This window comes from Stenotrophomonas sp. 1337 (genome assembly GCF_031455455.1).
In the GTDB taxonomy this organism is placed as follows: Bacteria; Pseudomonadota; Gammaproteobacteria; order Xanthomonadales; family Xanthomonadaceae; genus Stenotrophomonas; species Stenotrophomonas indicatrix.
In genome coordinates this window covers 256,778-273,511 of sequence record NZ_JAVDSR010000001.1, presented here as the reverse complement: position 1 = coordinate 273,511, position 16,734 = coordinate 256,778, and the positions used below count along the sequence as shown (strand labels likewise).

8 protein-coding genes and 1 riboswitch are annotated in these 16,734 nt (G+C 66.6%); of the genes, 4 read left to right on the top strand and 4 right to left on the bottom strand.

All coding sequences use genetic code 11. The annotated features are described in order from the left end of the window. The first annotated feature begins 178 nt into the window (after window positions 1–178). Together J2X70_RS01245 and J2X70_RS01240 are read left to right on the top strand one after the other, a co-directional pair. On the top strand, window positions 179–1,975 hold the full coding sequence (locus J2X70_RS01245; protein WP_025878770.1) for an autotransporter assembly complex family protein: 1,797 nt from the start codon (window positions 179–181) through the stop codon (window positions 1,973–1,975). Then, window positions 1,972–5,838 carry a translocation/assembly module TamB domain-containing protein gene (locus tag J2X70_RS01240; RefSeq protein ID WP_059065648.1) on the top strand — a complete coding sequence of 1,289 codons (3,867 nt, stop codon included), beginning with the start codon at window positions 1,972–1,974 and terminating at the stop codon, window positions 5,836–5,838. The genes J2X70_RS01245 and J2X70_RS01240 overlap by 4 nt, the downstream gene beginning before the upstream one ends. 246 nt (window positions 5,839–6,084) lie before the next feature. Here J2X70_RS01240 and J2X70_RS01235 read toward each other — a convergent pair whose 3' ends face one another. Next, complete coding sequence (locus J2X70_RS01235) at window positions 6,085–6,840, bottom strand: hypothetical protein (protein WP_309908479.1); 756 nt, start codon at window positions 6,838–6,840, stop codon at window positions 6,085–6,087. A gap of 263 nt (window positions 6,841–7,103) precedes the next feature. Between J2X70_RS01235 and J2X70_RS01230 the strand changes: the two genes are divergently transcribed. Together J2X70_RS01230 and J2X70_RS01225 are read left to right on the top strand one after the other, a co-directional pair. Then, window positions 7,104–9,266, top strand: coding sequence for a S46 family peptidase (locus J2X70_RS01230; protein WP_309908477.1), 2,163 nt, complete (start codon window positions 7,104–7,106; stop codon window positions 9,264–9,266). 242 nt (window positions 9,267–9,508) lie between these two features. After that, window positions 9,509–12,952, top strand: a complete 3,444-nt coding sequence (locus tag J2X70_RS01225) for a PAS domain-containing hybrid sensor histidine kinase/response regulator (RefSeq protein ID WP_309908475.1) — start codon at window positions 9,509–9,511, stop codon at window positions 12,950–12,952. Window positions 12,953–12,991: 39 nt separating this feature from the next. Here the strand turns inward: J2X70_RS01225 and J2X70_RS01220 are convergent, their stop codons facing one another. From J2X70_RS01220 to acs, 3 genes are all read right to left on the bottom strand, one after another. Next, entirely contained in the window at window positions 12,992–13,567 is a 576-nt protein-coding gene (locus J2X70_RS01220) for a manganese efflux pump MntP family protein (protein ID WP_032976929.1), read from the bottom strand. Between the two features lie 11 nt (window positions 13,568–13,578). Beyond that, window positions 13,579–13,746: riboswitch (yybP-ykoY riboswitch) on the bottom strand. A 288-nt stretch (window positions 13,747–14,034) separates the two neighbouring features. Continuing rightward, a complete protein-coding gene (locus J2X70_RS01215) occupies window positions 14,035–14,700 on the bottom strand; it encodes a response regulator transcription factor (RefSeq protein ID WP_006477308.1) in 666 nt (221 codons plus the stop codon). Between the two features lie 81 nt (window positions 14,701–14,781). After that, window positions 14,782–16,725 carry an acetate--CoA ligase gene (gene acs, locus J2X70_RS01210; protein WP_025878776.1) on the bottom strand — a complete coding sequence of 648 codons (1,944 nt, stop codon included), beginning with the start codon at window positions 16,723–16,725 and terminating at the stop codon, window positions 14,782–14,784. Window positions 16,726–16,734: the final 9 nt, after the last annotated feature.

The following is a 16,734-nucleotide window of genomic DNA, read 5'->3' as shown; positions in this document are numbered from 1 at the left end:
GACCGTATCCACGCATGGCGTGGATCTACTGGGTAGCCGGCCGCTGGCCGGCAGCGACGCGATGCCGATATTTCCGCATGCGGCCGCGATGATCGCCACAAAGGCGCGTATTTTGACCGCCACTTAACAACCGATCCGGATTGGCGTGATGCATTTCGCATCGTCACCTCCGGTCGGTATGCTGTGCCGCATGCAGCCAACGAAATACGCCCTGCCGCTGATGGTCCTCTCGCTTTGCGCCACCTCCGTGGCCCATGCGCGCGGCACCATCGACAAGGTGGACATCAAGGGATTGGACAAGGGCGACGACGCCGCGATCATCGAGAACATCCAGGAATCGCTGTCGTTGTTCGACACGATCGGCAAGGAGCAGGGCGAGTCGCGCCTGGAATACCTGCTGTCACAGGCCGAGCGGCAGACCCGCCAAGCGCTGGAACCGTTCGGGTACTACAACCCGGTGATCAAGGTCGAGGCGCCACGCCAGGACGAGCACGTCACCGTGCTGATCCATGTCGACAAGGGCCAGCCGGTGCTGGTGCGCCGCGAGCATATCGACATCACCGGTCCTGCGATGTACGACCAGTACCTGCAGGACGACCTGGCCGCGTTCAAGCCGCGCAAGGGCCAGCGCTTCGAACATACCCAGTACGAAGCCAGCAAGATCACCGTGACCCGGCGCCTGGCCGAGCGCGGCTACTTCGACGCCGACTACACCCAGCGCCAGGTGCAGATCACCCGCGCGGACAACGCTGCCGACATCGACCTGACCTGGGACAGCGGCCGCCGCTACAACATGGGCCCGGTGACCTTCGAGCAGAACTATTTCGACGACAAGCTGTTCGACCCGCTGGTGTACTGGGACCAGGGCAGCTACTTCCACGAAGGCAAGCTGGACCGCCTGCGCGAGTCGCTGACCAAGCTCGATTACTTCAGCGTGATCGACATCCAGCCGCGCCCGGACCAGGCCGATGAGAACGGCGAGGTGCCGGTCGATGTGAAGCTGACGCGGGCCAAGCGCAGCATCTATTCCTACGGCCTGAGCTACGGCAGCGAAAGTGGCGCCGGTGTGCGCGGTGGCCTTGAACGGCGCTACCTGAACAGCCGCGGCCACAAGATGAACACCCAGCTGGACTATGCGCAGAAGCGCAAGAGCCTGATCACCAGCTACCGCATTCCCGCATTCAACTGGCTGGATGGCTGGTATACCTTCGCCGCCAGTGCCTATGACGAACAGACCGACTACATCGATCTGCGCAACTTCAAGCTGATCGCCAGCCGCAGCGGCGAGATCAACGAGAACTGGACCGCCATCGCCTCGATCAACGCGCTGCGCGAGCGCTGGCGCTATGCCTCGGGCACCGAATTCACCGATGCGGTCTACAACACGTCCACGCTGGTCTACCCGCAGATCGTGGCCGACTACGTGAAGGTGGATGACGAGCTGTTCCCGCGCAGCGGCATCAGTGGCACCGCGACGGTGCGTGCCGGCGTCGAAGGCGTCGGATCGGACACCAGCTTCGTGCAGGCCAATGCCGTGCTGCGCTGGTACATCCCGGTGGGGCCGACCAATCGCCTGATCCTGCGCGGCGAAGGCGGCACCACCTGGACCAGCGACCTGGTGGCGATGCCGCCCAGCCTGCGCTACTTCGCCGGTGGCGACCGCAGCATCCGCGGCTATGCCTACCGTGAGGTCGGCCCGCGCACGCCGAAGCCGGACAAGTACGCGCTTGGTGCCAAGCACCTGGTGGTCGGCTCGGCCGAGTACGAGCATTACTTCAATGGCGGTCCGTGGGGTGCAGCGGTGTTCGTCGACACCGGCAGCGCCTTCGATACCGACATCGACCTGCACACCGGCGTCGGCTTCGGCGTGCGCTGGAAATCGCCGGTGGGCCCGGTGCGGGTCGATATCGCTCACGGTCTGAACAACCCTGATTCGCAGTTCCAGCTGTACCTCAACATCGGAGCGGACCTGTGAGCACGCCCGCACCGACTCCGTCGCCGAACACGCCGCCGCGGCGCGTGCGCTTCTACCGTCGTCGCCGCTTCTGGGCATGGTCCGGCGCGGGCGTGGTCGGCCTGGTGCTGGTCGCCCTGTTGGCCGTGTACTGGCTGCTGCAGACGGTGGCCGGCCGCGATGTGCTGCTGGCGCAGGTGGTGGCGCGCCTGCCGGTGGGTGCCAGCTTTACCTGGGACAAGGTCGATGGCCCGGTGGCCGGACCGCTGACCCTGTACAACGTCGACTTCCGCTACGACGACATCCATTTCCACGCCGAGCGCGCGCACCTGGAGCCGGACCTGCGCCCGCTGCTGGGCCGCAAGCTGCTGCTGGACAAGCTGGAGCTGACCAACGCTACGCTCAATCTGGCCAAGAGCGATGAGCCGTTCAAGCTGCCGTCGTGGCCCGATTCGCTGCCGCAGATCGAAATGCCGCTGGCGATCCAGGCCGATGTGATCGCCATCGACAGTTTCCGCATCAGCCAGGCCAACGAGCCGGTGATCGACATCAGCCGCGTGCGCGGTGGCATCGAGATCGCCAATGGCGAGTTCCAGGCGCGCAAGCTGGTGGTGGACAGCGACATGGGCAATTTCACTGCCCAGGGCCGCTACATCCCGGCCAAGGACTACGACACCGACGTCACCGTCACTGCCGTGCTGCCGGCACCGCGCGGGCGTACCGCGGCCACGGTCGGCCTGGTCGCGCGCGGTGACCTGGCGCATATGGAAGTGGCGCTGGCCGGCCGCGCGCCGAAGCCGCTGCACGCGATGCTGGTGTTCGATGGCCGCACCGATCCGACCTGGAACGCGACCGTACGCAGCGACGAGCTGGACCTGGCGCTGTTGTCGCCGGCATTGGCCAGCTCGGCCATCGCGCCGCTGGCATTGGACTTCACCGCCTCCGGCAAGGGCGGCAACGCCAACCTGCATGGCCGGGTGAAGCAGGGTGAGCAGGAACTGGAGCTGGCGCCCTCGGTGGTTTCGCTGCAGGACCAGGTGCTGAAGGTCTCGCCGCTGGTGGTCAAGGGCCTGGGCGGCGAAGCACGCCTGGAAGGTACCGCCGATTTCAGCCAGGAAGACCAGCAGAAGCTGAACTTCTCGGTGATCGCGCAGGACCTGACCTGGGTGCCGGCACCGGACCCGAACACCGCCGGCAGTTCGCCGGTGCCGGTGACGCTGAAGGAAGCGCGCTTTGGACTGGCCGGTACCTTGAAGGCGTGGGCGGCGATCGGCCGTGCCGATGTCGAGCGCGAAAAGCAGAAGGCGCAGCTGCGCTTCGATGTGCGTGGCAACGATCAGGCTGCGGAGATCCGCGAACTGCAGGCGCAGACCCCGGGTGGCCAGCTGCAGGTGGAAGGCAAGGTGGCCTGGGCACCGCAGCTGGACTGGGATGCCAAGGCCACGCTGAAGGATTTCGACCCGGGCTACTTCGCGCCGGGCTGGGATGGCCGTCTGTCCGGCAATCTCGCGTCCAAGGGACGCCAGCTGCCGCCGCCGGCCAATGCGCCGCCGGGCACTGCGGGCACGCTGGAGGCCACGGTGGACCTGCCGTCGCTGAAGGGCATCCTGCGCCAGCGCAATGTGGATGCCCAAGGCAAGTTCGCCCTGCAGGGTGAACAGGGCCAGGGTGAATTGAAACTGGCCGTCGGCAGCAGCCGGGTGACAGCGTCGGGCAAGGTCGGCGACCGCCTGGACATCGATGCGCGCTTCGAGCCGTTGCAGCTGAGCGATCTGCTGCCCGGCGCCGATGGTGGCCTGCGTGGCCAGGTGCAGGTGAAAGGTCCGCGCGATGCACCAGACATCACTGCAGATCTGGTCGGCAACAATCTCAACTGGGACGGCTATGGCGCTGAAAGCCTGAGCATCAAGGGTCGCCTGCCGTGGCGTGGCGACAGTGGCACGCTGGCGATACAGGGCCAGCAGGTCAATGCCGGCATGCTGCTGGAACGCTTGAACATCGATGCGCAGGGCAGTGTCTCCAACCTGCGCCTGGCCGCACAGACACGCAACGAACTGGGCGCGATCGAGCTGCAGGGCAGCGTTCGCCAGCAAGGCGAACAATGGCGTGGTGAACTGTCCACGCTGCGCATCGCACCGGTGAAGGGCGATGCGTGGGCACTGCGTGCGCCTGCGGCATTCGCCATCAACGGCAGCAACTACACACTGGGCGAAACCTGTCTGGGTGCTGCGACCGGTGGCGCCCTGTGCGCGCATGCCAACTGGCCGCGCGAAGGCTTGGTGGTGCGCGGCGATGCGTTGCCGTTGGCGCTGGTGCAGCCGTGGTTGCCGCCACAGTCCGGCCGGCGCATCTACCTGCGTGGCGAACTCAACCTGGACGCGCAGATCCGTCCGCGTGGCAACGCATGGGAAGGGCATGTGGAAGTGCGCTCGGCCGAAGGTGGCGTACGCCTGGGCGAGAACCGCAACACCGGCGTGGGCGATGCCAACCGTGGCGAGCTGGTGCGTTATGACCAGTTCTCGCTGAAGCTGGACATGACCCCGGCCAGCATCAAGGGCTACCTGGGCATGGGCTTCCAGGGCAACGGCTTCGTCGATGCGAAGATGCAGACCGGTTGGGAGCCGAGTGCACCGCTCAACGGCGAGCTCTACCTCAACATGTCGCGCCTGTACTGGCTGGAACTGTTCTCGCCGGATGTGGTGCGCCCGACCGGCCTGATCGAAGGCCACGTGAGCCTGCGTGGCACGCGCGGCCAACCGTCGCTGGGCGGTGATGCACAGCTGAGCAACTTCAAGGGCGAGTTCCCGGCGCTGGGCCTGACCTTCGACCAGGGCAAGGGCAGTTTCGTCGCCCAGCCCGATGGGTCGGCCAAGATCACCGCACAGGCCAATTCGGGCAAGGGCACGCTGTATGTCGACGGCGGCCTGTCCTGGTTCGGCGATGCACAGCCGCTGCAGCTGAAGATCCACGGCGAGAATGTGCTGCTGTCCAACACCAGCGAGCTGCGCATCATCGCCAATCCCAACCTGGACTTCACTCTGGCCAAGGCCGCGATGGAGCTGCGCGGAACGGTGCACGTGCCCGAGGCCGACATCGATCTGGAGCGCCTGGACCGTGGCACCTCGGTGTCCGAGGACGTGGTGGTGCTGGACCCGGCCGATCCGGAAGAGTCACGCACCTCGCCGCTGGACATGGAGCTGGCCGTCAGCCTGGGTGACAAGGTCAAGATGAGCGGCTTCGGCCTGAAGGGCGCGCTGACCGGCAAGATGCAGGTCTGGGCCAAGCCCGGCCGCGAGATGACCGCCAACGGCGGCCTGGAAGTCAGTGGCCGCTACAAGGCCTATGGCCAGGACCTGACCATCACGCGCGGCAACCTCAACTGGAACTACAACGCGGTGTCCGACCCGCGCATCAACATCCGCGCCGAACGCCGGATCGGTGATGTCACCGCCGGCATCGACGTGACCGGGCGCGCGCAGCAACCGCGCGCCGATGTCTGGTCCGATCCGGCGATGTCGCAGTCCGAAGCACTGGGTTACCTGGTGCTGGGGCGCAGCCTGACCGGTGCCAGCAGCGACCAGACCCAGCAGGTGAACGCCGCATCGGCCGCGCTGTCGGCGGGCAGCGGGCTGCTGGCTTCGCAGCTGGGTGCCAAGCTCGGCCTGGACGATGCCGGCGTCAGCCAGTCGCGCGCGCTGGGCGGCTCGGTGATCGGTGTGGGCAAGTACATTTCGCCCAAGTTGTACGTGGGCTACGGCGTATCGCTGGTCGGTGCCGGTTCGGTGATCACGCTGAAGTACCTGCTGCGCCGCGGCTTCGACGTGGAAGTGGAATCGAGCACGGTGGAAAACCGTGGCTCGTTGAACTGGCGGCGGGAGAAGTAGAGCCACGCCATGCGTGGCTGCGGTGGCGCCGGGCCCGGCGCTGCCGTAATCCACGGTTGGGCCAGCGCGGACGGCCGCACTGGACATGCAGGCTTTTCATCCAGCAGGCCTGCACCAGTGCCTGCGCGATCATAGCGACTGCGTCCACCAGCCCCGGTCTTGGTGCGTCCTGCCTCATCGGAGCGAAGCGTTGCAAGAAGCACTGGTGGATGATGCCGAGTACAGTGCCGCTGTCGAATCAATCGCTCACGTACTGGCGGGTGCCTGCAATACCAAGCGATCTCCCCTTGTATCGCTGGGGCTGGCGATAGAAGCCCTGTGGGCTATCGCCAAGGCGCCCAGCAGGGTGCACGCCAACAGCAGCGCCACGACAACACGCTGCCACAGGGGCCGTCGGCGGCGCGGCGCTGAATGCAGCCGATTACCGGCCGCTGCCGCCCAGAACAGGACTTGCTTGCGCTGCAACGGCGGCGGCGGAACCACGAACCACATGATCGGCTCGCCGACCAAGTAGTGCAGAGTGTCGCGCATCTCGCGTCGCGTGTGCGCTGACCGCGCCTGCCACCGTGCACGTAGTGGTCGCCAGCGCCCACTCAACCGAGCCACGCGCACGCGGGCCTGTGCTACGGAAACCGGTGCATCATCGCGATGCATGTAGCGAGCAAGAGCAACCTCGTTGCCTCGCAACAGCAACCAGCGCACGTGCATGCTGTGGCCAAGGGCGGCCATGTCGTAGCACTCGCGGATATTGCCCCGGTCATACCACTGGAAGCGGTCGGCCAGCTGCTCGAAGTTCGCCTGCGGAAACGGCGTGGTGCCATTCATCAGCCGCTGCCAGGTTGCCAGCTTCACTGCGCTGGCATCCGCGGGTGCCTGCAGTTCCGGGGACTGCTGCAGCCAGGCTGCGAAATCTGCCGGATCGTGCTGCTGCCCGTGGCGGACGATGCGGTCGGCAAGCGCTTCGGCGGCAGATGACCCCGTCACTGCGGCTTCATCATTCATGCGTCGTGATTTCCTTGCGGCGTGCCACGCAGGATTCCGCTGCCGAGCTGTGCGTAGCGGGCCTGTTCACAGAACTGCCCCATCGGCGCGTTTCACGCCGATCAGCGAATGCATGGTGCCCAGATCGATTCCTGCGATCATCGGTCCTTCCCTGGTATCCGTGCCTGATTCTAGCCAGCATCGGTGCCCCCAACCATCGGCCGTTGCCCCATCCGGCCCCAGCGGCTATGGTCCCGGGCTGTTCTGTCGTACCGGATTGCCTCATGTCGCCACGCAAAGCCCTCCCCACCGCCCTGGCCCTGGGCCTGACCCTCGCCGCTGGCGCCCATGCCGACGAGGGCATGTGGATGCCGACCCAGCTGCCGGAACTGGCCAAGCCGCTGCAGGCGGCCGGCTTCAAGGGCAACCCGGCCGATCTGGCCAACGTGACCGCGCCGCCGCTGAGTGCGGTCGTGCGTGCCGGCGGTGGCACCGGCTCGTTCGTGTCGGCCGATGGCCTGCTGCTGACCAACCACCACGTGGCGATGGGCGTGATCCAGTACAACAGCTCGCCCGAGCACAACTTCATCAACGATGGCTTCATCGCCAAGGGTCGCGCCGACGAGCGTCCGGCCAATCCGGACTTCCGCGTGCTGGTGACCGTCGGCTTCGACAAGGTGACCGACCAGGTGCTGGCACAGGCCAAGGGCAAGACCGGCCGCGCGTACTTCGACGCGGTGGATGCAGCCAGCAAGCAGATCGTGGCCGAGTGCGAGAAGGACGGCAGCGTGCGCTGCTCGGTGGCCAACATGTATTACGGCACCGACTTCTACCGCATCGCCCAGCTTGAGCTGAGCGATGTGCGCCTGGTCTATGCGCCGCCGCGCGCGATCGGCAACTACGGCGATGAGATCGACAACTTCATGTGGCCGCGCCACACCGGCGACTTCACCCTGCTGCGTGCCTACGTGGGCAAGGACGGCAAGCCGGCCGCCTACAGCAAGGACAACGTGCCCTACCAGGCACCGGCGCACCTGCAGATGTCGGTGGAAGGTCCGAAGGAGGGCGACTACGCGATGCTGGCCGGTTACCCGGGCATCACCTACCGCCATCGCACCGCCGCCGAATTCGCTGGCCAGATCGATACCGTGCTGCCGCGCCGGGTGTCGGTATTCCAGCAGATGATCGACACCATCGAAGCGGCCAGTGCCAAGGATGCGCAGGCACGTACCCGTTATGCCTCGCAGCTGCAGTCGCTGAAGAACAACCGCAAGCGTGCTGCCGGTGAGCTGGAAGGGCTGCTGCGCAGCGATGCCAAGGCCCAGCGTGCGGCCGACGAGCAGGCGATGCTGGCCGCCACCGACCGCAAGTACCAGGGCGACATCAAGGCGCTGCTGGCCAACCTGTCGCAGGGCGCGGCGGTGGGCGAGCGCGACCTGCTGCTGGAGCAGATGGCCGGCCAGAGCCAGCTGCTGCGCTCGGCGCTGCTGCTGGAACGCCTGCGCATTGAATCGGCCAAGCCGGACGCGCAGCGCGAGACCGGCTACCAGCAGCGCGACCAGGCGATGATCGAGGGCGTGCTGAAGCAGGTGCAGCGCCGCTATGCACCCGAGGTCGAGAAGGCGCTGCTGACCACCCTGTTGACCCGCTACCAGCAGTTGCCGGATGCGCAGCGCGTGGCCGAGTTCGACACGGCCTTCGGCCGTACCCCGGCACAGCTGGCGCAGGCGCTGGACACGCTGTATGCCGGCACCCAGCTGGGTGACGAAGCGCAGCGCCTGTCCCGCTTCGCCGCTGCCCGCGAAGGCAAGGCGCTGGCCGTCGATCCGCTGATTGCCGTGGCCGGCCCGCTGGTGGCCGCGCAGCTGCGCATCGAAAACGAGAGCAAGACCCGCGAAGGCGAACAGCTGCGCCTGCGCCCGGCCTACATGCAGGCTTTGTTCGCCTGGCGTGCCAAGCAGGGCCGTGCGGTGTACCCGGATGCCAACCGCACCCTGCGCATCAGCTACGGCAAGGTGGAAGCGCTGCACCCGCGTGATGGCGTGACCTATTCGCCGGTGACCACCGTGGCCGGCATCGTCGAAAAGAACACCAACGCCTATCCGTTCGATGCCCCCAAGCCGCTGCTGGCCGCGATTGCCAAGGGTGACTTCGGCAGCACCGCCGACCCCGCGCTGAAGACCCAGACGGTCAACTTCCTGACCAACCTGGACACCACCGGCGGCAACTCCGGCTCGCCGGTGCTCAACGCCAAGGGCGAACTGATCGGCCTGAACTTCGACAGCAACTGGGAGTCGGTCAGTGCCAGCTGGTGGTTCGACCCCCGCTACAAGCGCGCCGTGCACGTGGACATGCGCTACCTGCGCTGGCTGCTGGCCAAGGTCTACCCGGCACCTGAACTGCTGAAGGAAATGGGCGTTCCGGCGGATAACGCCGGTTCCCGGTAGGCGCCCACGATCTCCCGGCAGGCGCCCATCGTCTTCCGGTAGGTCCCCACCGTTTCCTGGTAGGTCCCCACCGTTTCCCGGTAGGCGCCCACCTTTCCCTCTGGTGGGTGCCCACCGTTGGTGGGCACGGACGCCCCTGCCACGACCAACGGTCGTGACCCACCTTTGCGCCCCCCGTCGTGACCTACCATCACGATCAACGGTCGTGATCTACTGGCCCCTCCTCCGACGGAAACACGCGCTTGGTCTCCAGCTGGATCCTGCTGCTGGTCTCGGTTGCCTACGCTGCGCTGCTGTTCGGCGTGGCGTGGTGGGGCGACCGTCGGCCGATGTACCCGGACCGGCCGTGGCTGCGGCCGGTCGTCTACAGCCTGGCGCTGGCGGTGTACTGCTCGTCGTGGACCTTCTACGGCGCAGTCGGTACCGCCGTGCGCAATGGCGTGGGCTACCTGCCGATCTACATCGGTCCGTTGCTGCTGCTGCTGTTCGGCTGGCGCATCATCGAGCGCCTGGCGCTGATCGCGCGCAGCCAGAACGTGGTCTCCATCGCTGATTTCATTTCCTCGCGCTTCGGCCGCTCGCGGCGGCTGGCGGCGCTGGTGGCGATCATCGCCCTGATCGGCATCATTCCCTACCTCGCCCTGCAGTACAAAGCGGTGGCGATGAGCCTGCAGGTACTGACCGGCAACACCGGCCCGACCGGGTTCTTCAGCGATCCGGCCCTGTACGTGGCGTTGCTGATGGCGCTGTTCGCCACCCTGTTCGGTACCCGCCAGGTGGACGCCACCGAACACCACCACGGCATGATGCTGGCCATCGCGCTGGAGTCGGTGATCAAGCTGGTGGCGATGGTGGCGGTGGGCGTGTTCGCCTATGTCTGGCTCAGCGACCGCAACGAGGCGGTGGTGGAGTCGGTGCATACGCTGTTCACCGGGCTTCCGCCGGTGGGGTTCATCTCACAGACGCTGCTCAGCTTCCTGGCCATCATCTGCCTGCCGCGCCAGTTCCATGTGGCGGTGGTGGAGTGCGGCGATGTGCGCGACGTGCGCCGCGCGCGCTGGATGTTCGGCGGCTACCTGGTGCTGATCTCGGCGATGGTGCTGCCGATCGCCACGGCCGGCATCAGCCTGTTCGGTACCGGAAGCGGCGTGGCCGATGACTCGATGGTGCTGGCGTTGCCGCTGGCCGAGGGCCGCAACGCGCTGGCACTGATCGCCTATATCGGCGGGTTCTCTGCCGCCACCGGCATGGTCATCGTGTCCTCGATCGCGTTGGCGACGATGGTCAGCAACGATCTGGTGATGCCGGTGCTGCTGCGTCGCAGTGGCGACCACCAGGAAGCGGCCGATGTCGCCTCGCGGGTGCTGTGGATCCGCCGGCTGGCGATCCTGCTGCTGGCACTGATGGCCTACAGCTACTACCGCAGCAGCAGCAACGACAGCACGCTGGCCTCGTACGGACTGATGGCGTTCGCCGCGGTGGCGCAGTTCGCGCCGGGCCTGATCGGTGGCCTGTACTGGCGCGGCGCCAGCCGTCGTGGCGTCGAGACCGGCATGCTGCTCGGCTTCGCCACCTGGCTGTACACCCTGCTGCTGCCGGCGATGACCATGGCCGGCTGGATGGATGCAGGCTGGGTGCAGCATGGTCCGTTCGGCATCGATTGGCTGCGGCCGCAACAGCTGTTCGGCATGACCGGCTGGGACCCGCTGACCCATGGCACGTTCTGGTCGCTGCTGGTCAACGCGGCAACGATGATGCTGGTATCGGCGCGTTGGCGTCCGGGCGTGGATGAGCGCCTGCGCGCTGCGCCCTTCCTCGATCCCTATGCCGAGCGGCCTTCAGTGGCCGGTGGTTGGCCGGGCCACGTGCACGTGGGCGACCTGCTGGCACTGGCCTCGCGCGTGGTCGGCGAGCGCCATGCGCGGCGCTCGTTCTTCGAACAGGCGCAGTCGCTGGGGCGCGAGCTGCAGTCCTCGGCACCGGCGGACCGGCCGTGGGTGCAGTTCACCGAGCGCCTGCTGGCCGCATCGATCGGTGCGGCGTCCGCGCGCCTGCTGCTGACCAGCCTGCTGCGTGGCTCCGGCATGGACCTGGGCGAAGTGGTGGCGGTGCTGGACGAAGCCGGGCAGGAACTGCGCTTCAACCGCGAGATCCTGTCGACCACCCTGGAAAACATCAGCGCCGGCGTCAGCGTGGTCGACCCGGACATGCGCCTGACCGCGTGGAACCGGCGCTACCAGGACATGTTCGGCTACCCCGACGGCATGCTCTACGTGGGCCGCCCGGTGGCGGATCTGATCCGCTACAACGCCGAGCGTGGCGAGCTGGGCGAGGGCGACATCGAAGTGCAGATCAACCGCCGCATCGGCTATATGCGCGCCGGTTCGCCGCACGTGTTCGAGCGCACCCGCAGCGATGGCAAGGTGATCGAAATGCGTGGCCAGGCACTGCCCGGCGGCGGCTACGTCACCAGCTACAACGACATCACCGACTACAAGCACGCCGAACGGGCGCTGCTGGAAGCCAACGAAACACTGGAACAGCGCGTGGCCGAGCGCTCGCATGTTGCGGAAGTCGCACAGCAATCGAAGACCCGCTTCCTGGCGGCGATCAGCCATGACGTGCTGCAGCCGTTGAATGCGGCGCGACTGTTCGCTTCGGCGCTGCGCGACAGCGACCATGTCAGTGATGAGCAGCGGCACCTGGCCGAACGCGTGGATGCGTCGCTGCGTGCGGCCGAAGAGCTGCTGGATGGGCTGCTGGACGTGTCGCGGCTGGATGCTGGTGGCCTGCATCCGGTGATCGGCGAATTCGATGTCAGTGCGTTGATGCGCGAGCTGGCCGCGCAGTACACGCCGGTTGCGGCCGGGCGTGGGCTGCGGCTGGATCTGTTCGCGCGTACCACCTGGGTGCGCAGTGATCGCCGCCTGCTGCGCCGCGTGCTGCAGAACTTCCTGGCCAATGCGCTGCGCTACACGCGGCAGGGGCGCATCGTGCTGGCCGTGCGCCAGCGCGGCGACGAAGTGGAGCTGCAGGTGTGGGATACCGGCCCCGGCATTCCCGAACACCACATGCGACAGATCTTCGATGAGTTCCACCGCTACCAGCAGCCGTTCGACTGGGGCGAGCAGGGCCTGGGGCTGGGCCTGTCGATCTGCCAGCGCATCTCGCGCCTGCTTGACCATCGCTTGAATGCCCGCAGCCGGGTTGGCAGTGGATCGATGTTCTCGATCATCCTGCCGCGGGTGGCGCCGTTGCAGGGATATACCGAAGCGCTCACCGTGGCGCAGGCCGCACCGCCGATCCGCAGCGATTCGCTGGCCGGCCTGCGCGTGCTGTGCGTGGACAACGACGAGGAGATCCTTGATGGCATGCGCGCGCTGCTGGGGCGCTGGCAGGTGCAGGTGATCACCGCATCGACGGTGGACCAGGCGTTGCAGAAGATCGCCGAGCGTCCGCAGGTGATGCTGGTGGACTACCACCTGCACGATCGCATGGATGGCCTGGATGCACTGGTGGCACTGCGCGAAGCGGCGGGCTATCCATTGCCCGGCGCGCTGCTTACCGCCGATGGCCGCGATGAACTGAAGCGGATGGCACGCGAGCGCGGCTATCGCCTGTTGACCAAGCCGATCAAGCCAGCCTCGCTGCGCGCGTTCCTGGGCGCGTTGCGCGACGCCCGGTAGTGCCGGCCGCTGGCCGGCAACCTCGCAATCGCCGGCAGGTTACGCCACGCCGTGCAGATGTTCGTACAGGATCGTCGCACCGATGATCACCAGGATCACGCCACCGATGATTTCGGCGCGCTTGCCGACCATGCTGCCGAGTGCGCGGCCAAGCATGATGCCGGCGGTGACCATGGTCAGCGTGCACAGGCCGATGACCGCCGCCATCACGCCGATATGCACGTCCATGAAGGCCAGGCCGATGCCCACCGCCATCGCGTCGATGCTGGTGGCGAAGCCGGTCAGTGCCAGCTTCCAGAAGCCGTGATGCTGCGACGGATCCTCATCGTCCTCGCCGCTGTCAGGGCGCAGGCCGTTGTAGATCATGTGGATGCCCAGTGCGCCGAGCAGGCCGAAGGCGATCCAGTGGTCGAAGGCTTCGACGTACTGCAGGGCGGCACGACCGAGCAGCCAGCCGATGATGGGCGTGATCGCCTCGATGACGCCGAAGATGATGCCGGCGCGCAGCGCATCACGGAACACCGGCCTGCGCATGGCGGCACCCTTGCCGATTGCGGCAGCGAAGGCATCGGTGGACATGGCAAAGCCGATCAGCAGGATCGAAACAGGAGACATGGGCGGCAGCAGAAGGTCGGGCAAGGACGGACGCACGGCTCGCGCTCGCGCCCAACCTGACGTTGCGCGCGCGGGCCGCTGGTCTCGCCAACCATCATGGTTGTCCACGCCACGGCGCACTGGCCGAGTATGTTGACGTGGACGATTCCTGCGTAGGAATCCGGCTACTCCCCAAGGGGACGCGAAGCTTAGCACCGCGATCCGCGCGTGGCGCATTTCCCGCGAAACGCGCAGGTACGGCTGGTTTGTATAGCGATGGCTATACTACGGGCGATACGGTAGCGCCGGGCCATGCCCGGCGAGCGTAGCGGGTAGTGCCGGCCGCTGGCCGGCACACGCAACGGCGAGAGCGTGCCAAGCAAGCGTGGCATCCACCAGAGCAGTTTCCGGTAGCGCCGGGCCATGCCCGGCGAGCGCAGCGGTGATACAGGTACAGGCGATTGCCGGCCAGCGGCCGGCACGAAACCTCAGTCTTCTTCCGGCGGCAGCACGATGGCGTCGTCGTCGATCGCCAGCTTGCCGGCCATCAGCACCGCTTGGGTGCGGTTGGTCACGCCCAGCTTGCGCAGGATCGCGGTCACGTGCGCCTTGATCGTCGCTTCGGAGACATTGAGGTCGTAGGCGATCTGCTTGTTCAAGCGGCCGGCGCCGAGCATCTGCAGCACACGGAACTGCTGCGGGGTCAGCTCGCGCAGACGCTGGCCGACTTCGCGTTCTTCGCTGCCGGTCGGCGGCACGTTGTGTGCTTCCGGCGGCGCCCAGGTCTCGCCATCGAGGATGGTGCCGAGTGCATGGCCGATCGTGTCCGAGTCGGCGGATTTCGGAATGAAGCCCAGCGCGCCATGGTCGAGTGCACGCCGCATCACCGTGGCTTCTTCGCGTGCGGACACCACCACCACCGGCAGGTGCGGATGCAGCGAGCGCATGTGTACCAGTGCGTTGAAGCCCTGTGCGCCGGGCATGTTGAGATCCATCAGGACCAGGTCGGCGTCGTTGTGCTGGTCGGCCAGCGCATACAGCGCCTCCACGCTGTCGGCCTCGAACAGTTGAACGCCCGGAATGACCCGCTGCACGGCACCCCGCAGGGCTTCGCGGAACAACGGATGGTCATCGGCAATCAGGAGGGTGGTCATGGTCGGGGGGAACCGTGGGGGGAAAGCAGATGGGGTCAGAGCCCTTTCCTTGTGGAAAGGGATCCGACCCCGGGTAGCACATCAACGCACCTTGCGCTCGTCCACCAGCGACGCCACCACCGAGGGATCGGCCAGGGTCGAGGTGTCGCCGAGCTGGTCCGGTGCGTTCTCGGCGATCTTGCGCAGGATGCGGCGCATGATCTTGCCCGAACGGGTCTTCGGCAGGCCCGGCGCCCACTGCAGGTGATCGGGCGTGGCGATCGGCCCGATCTCCTTGCGCACCCAGGCGACCAGCTCCTTCTGCAGCTCGTCGCTGGGCGCTTCTTCGGCCACCAGGGTGACGTAGGCATAGATACCCTGGCCCTTCACGTCGTGCGGGAAGCCGACCACGGCGGCTTCGGCCACCTTCGGGTGTGAGACCAGCGCGCTTTCCACTTCGGCGGTGCCGATGCGGTGGCCGGACACGTTGATCACATCGTCCACGCGGCCAGTGATCCAGTAGTAGCCGTCTTCGTCGCGGCGGCAGCCGTCACCGGTGAAGTAGCTGCCCGGGTAGGTGCGGAAGTAGGTGTCGATGAAGCGCTGGTGGTCGCCGTACACCGTGCGCATCTGGCCCGGCCAGGAGTCACGGATGATCAGGTTGCCTTCGGTCGGGCCGTCCTTGATCTCGCCATCGGCATTGACCAGGGCCGGCTGCACGCCGAAGAAGGGCAGGGTGGCCGAACCTGGTTTCAGATCCATCGCACCGGCCAGCGGCGAGATCAGGATGCCGCCGGTCTCGGTCTGCCACCAGGTATCGACGATGGGGCAACGGCTGTCGCCGACCACTTCGTAGTACCAGCGCCAGGCTTCCGGATTGATCGGTTCGCCGACGCTGCCAAGCAGGCGCAGCGAAGCGCGCGAGGTCTTCTTCACCGGCTCCTCGCCTTCGCGCATCAGCGCACGGATGGCGGTGGGGGCGGTGTAGAAGATCGACACCTTGTGCTTGTCGATCACGTTCCAGAAGCGCGAGGTGTCCGGGTAGTTCGGCACGCCTTCGAACATCAGCGAGGTCGCGCCGTTGGCCAGCGGGCCGTACACGATGTAGCTGTGGCCGGTGACCCAGCCGACGTCGGCGGTGCACCAGTAGATGTCGTCCTCGCGCAGGTCGAACACCGCTTCATGGGTGTACGCCGCGTACAGCAGGTAGCCGGCGGTGGTGTGCAGCACGCCCTTCGGCTTGCCGGTGGAACCGGAGGTGTAGAGGATGAACAGCGGATCCTCGGCGTTCATGGGTTCCGGCTCGCAGCTGGCCGGCTGGCTGTCGACCACATCATGGAACCAGCGGTCGCGCGGGGCCTGCATGTCCACCGCACCGCCGGTGTGGCGCACCACCAGCACGGTTTCCACGGTATTGGTGCCGGGCAGCTTCAGCGCCGCATCGACATTGGCCTTCAGCGGAATCTTCCGGCCACCGCGCAGGCCTTCGTCGGCGGTGATGATCAGCTTGCTCTGGCAGTCGCTGACACGGTCGGCGATCGAATTCGGGGCGAAGCCACCGAACACCACCGAGTGGATCGCACCGATGCGCGCGCAGGCCAGCATGGCCACGGCAGCGTCGACGATCATCGGCAGGTAGATGGTGACCCGGTCGCCCTTCTTGACGCCCAGGTTGCGCAGCGCGTTGCCGAGACGGCAGGTGCGCTCGTACAGCTCGCGATAGGTCACGTGCTGGGCCGGCGCGTCCGGGCTGTCCGGCTCGAACAGCAGGGCCGTCTTGTCGCCGCGCTTTTCCAGCTGGCGGTCCAGGCAGTTCACGCTGGCGTTGAGCTCGCCATCTTCGAACCACTTGATGTGGAAGTCGGACAGGTCGTAGCTGACGTTCTTGATCTTCGTCGGCTTGCGCGACCAGTCCAGCCGCTCGGCAGCCTTGCCCCAGAACGCATCCGGATCGGACACCGAGGCCTGGTACTGCTGTTCATAGGTGTTCTTGTCGATACGCGCCTTGGCGGCGAACTGCGGATCGACAGGGTAGAGATCAGCCATGGCACCCTC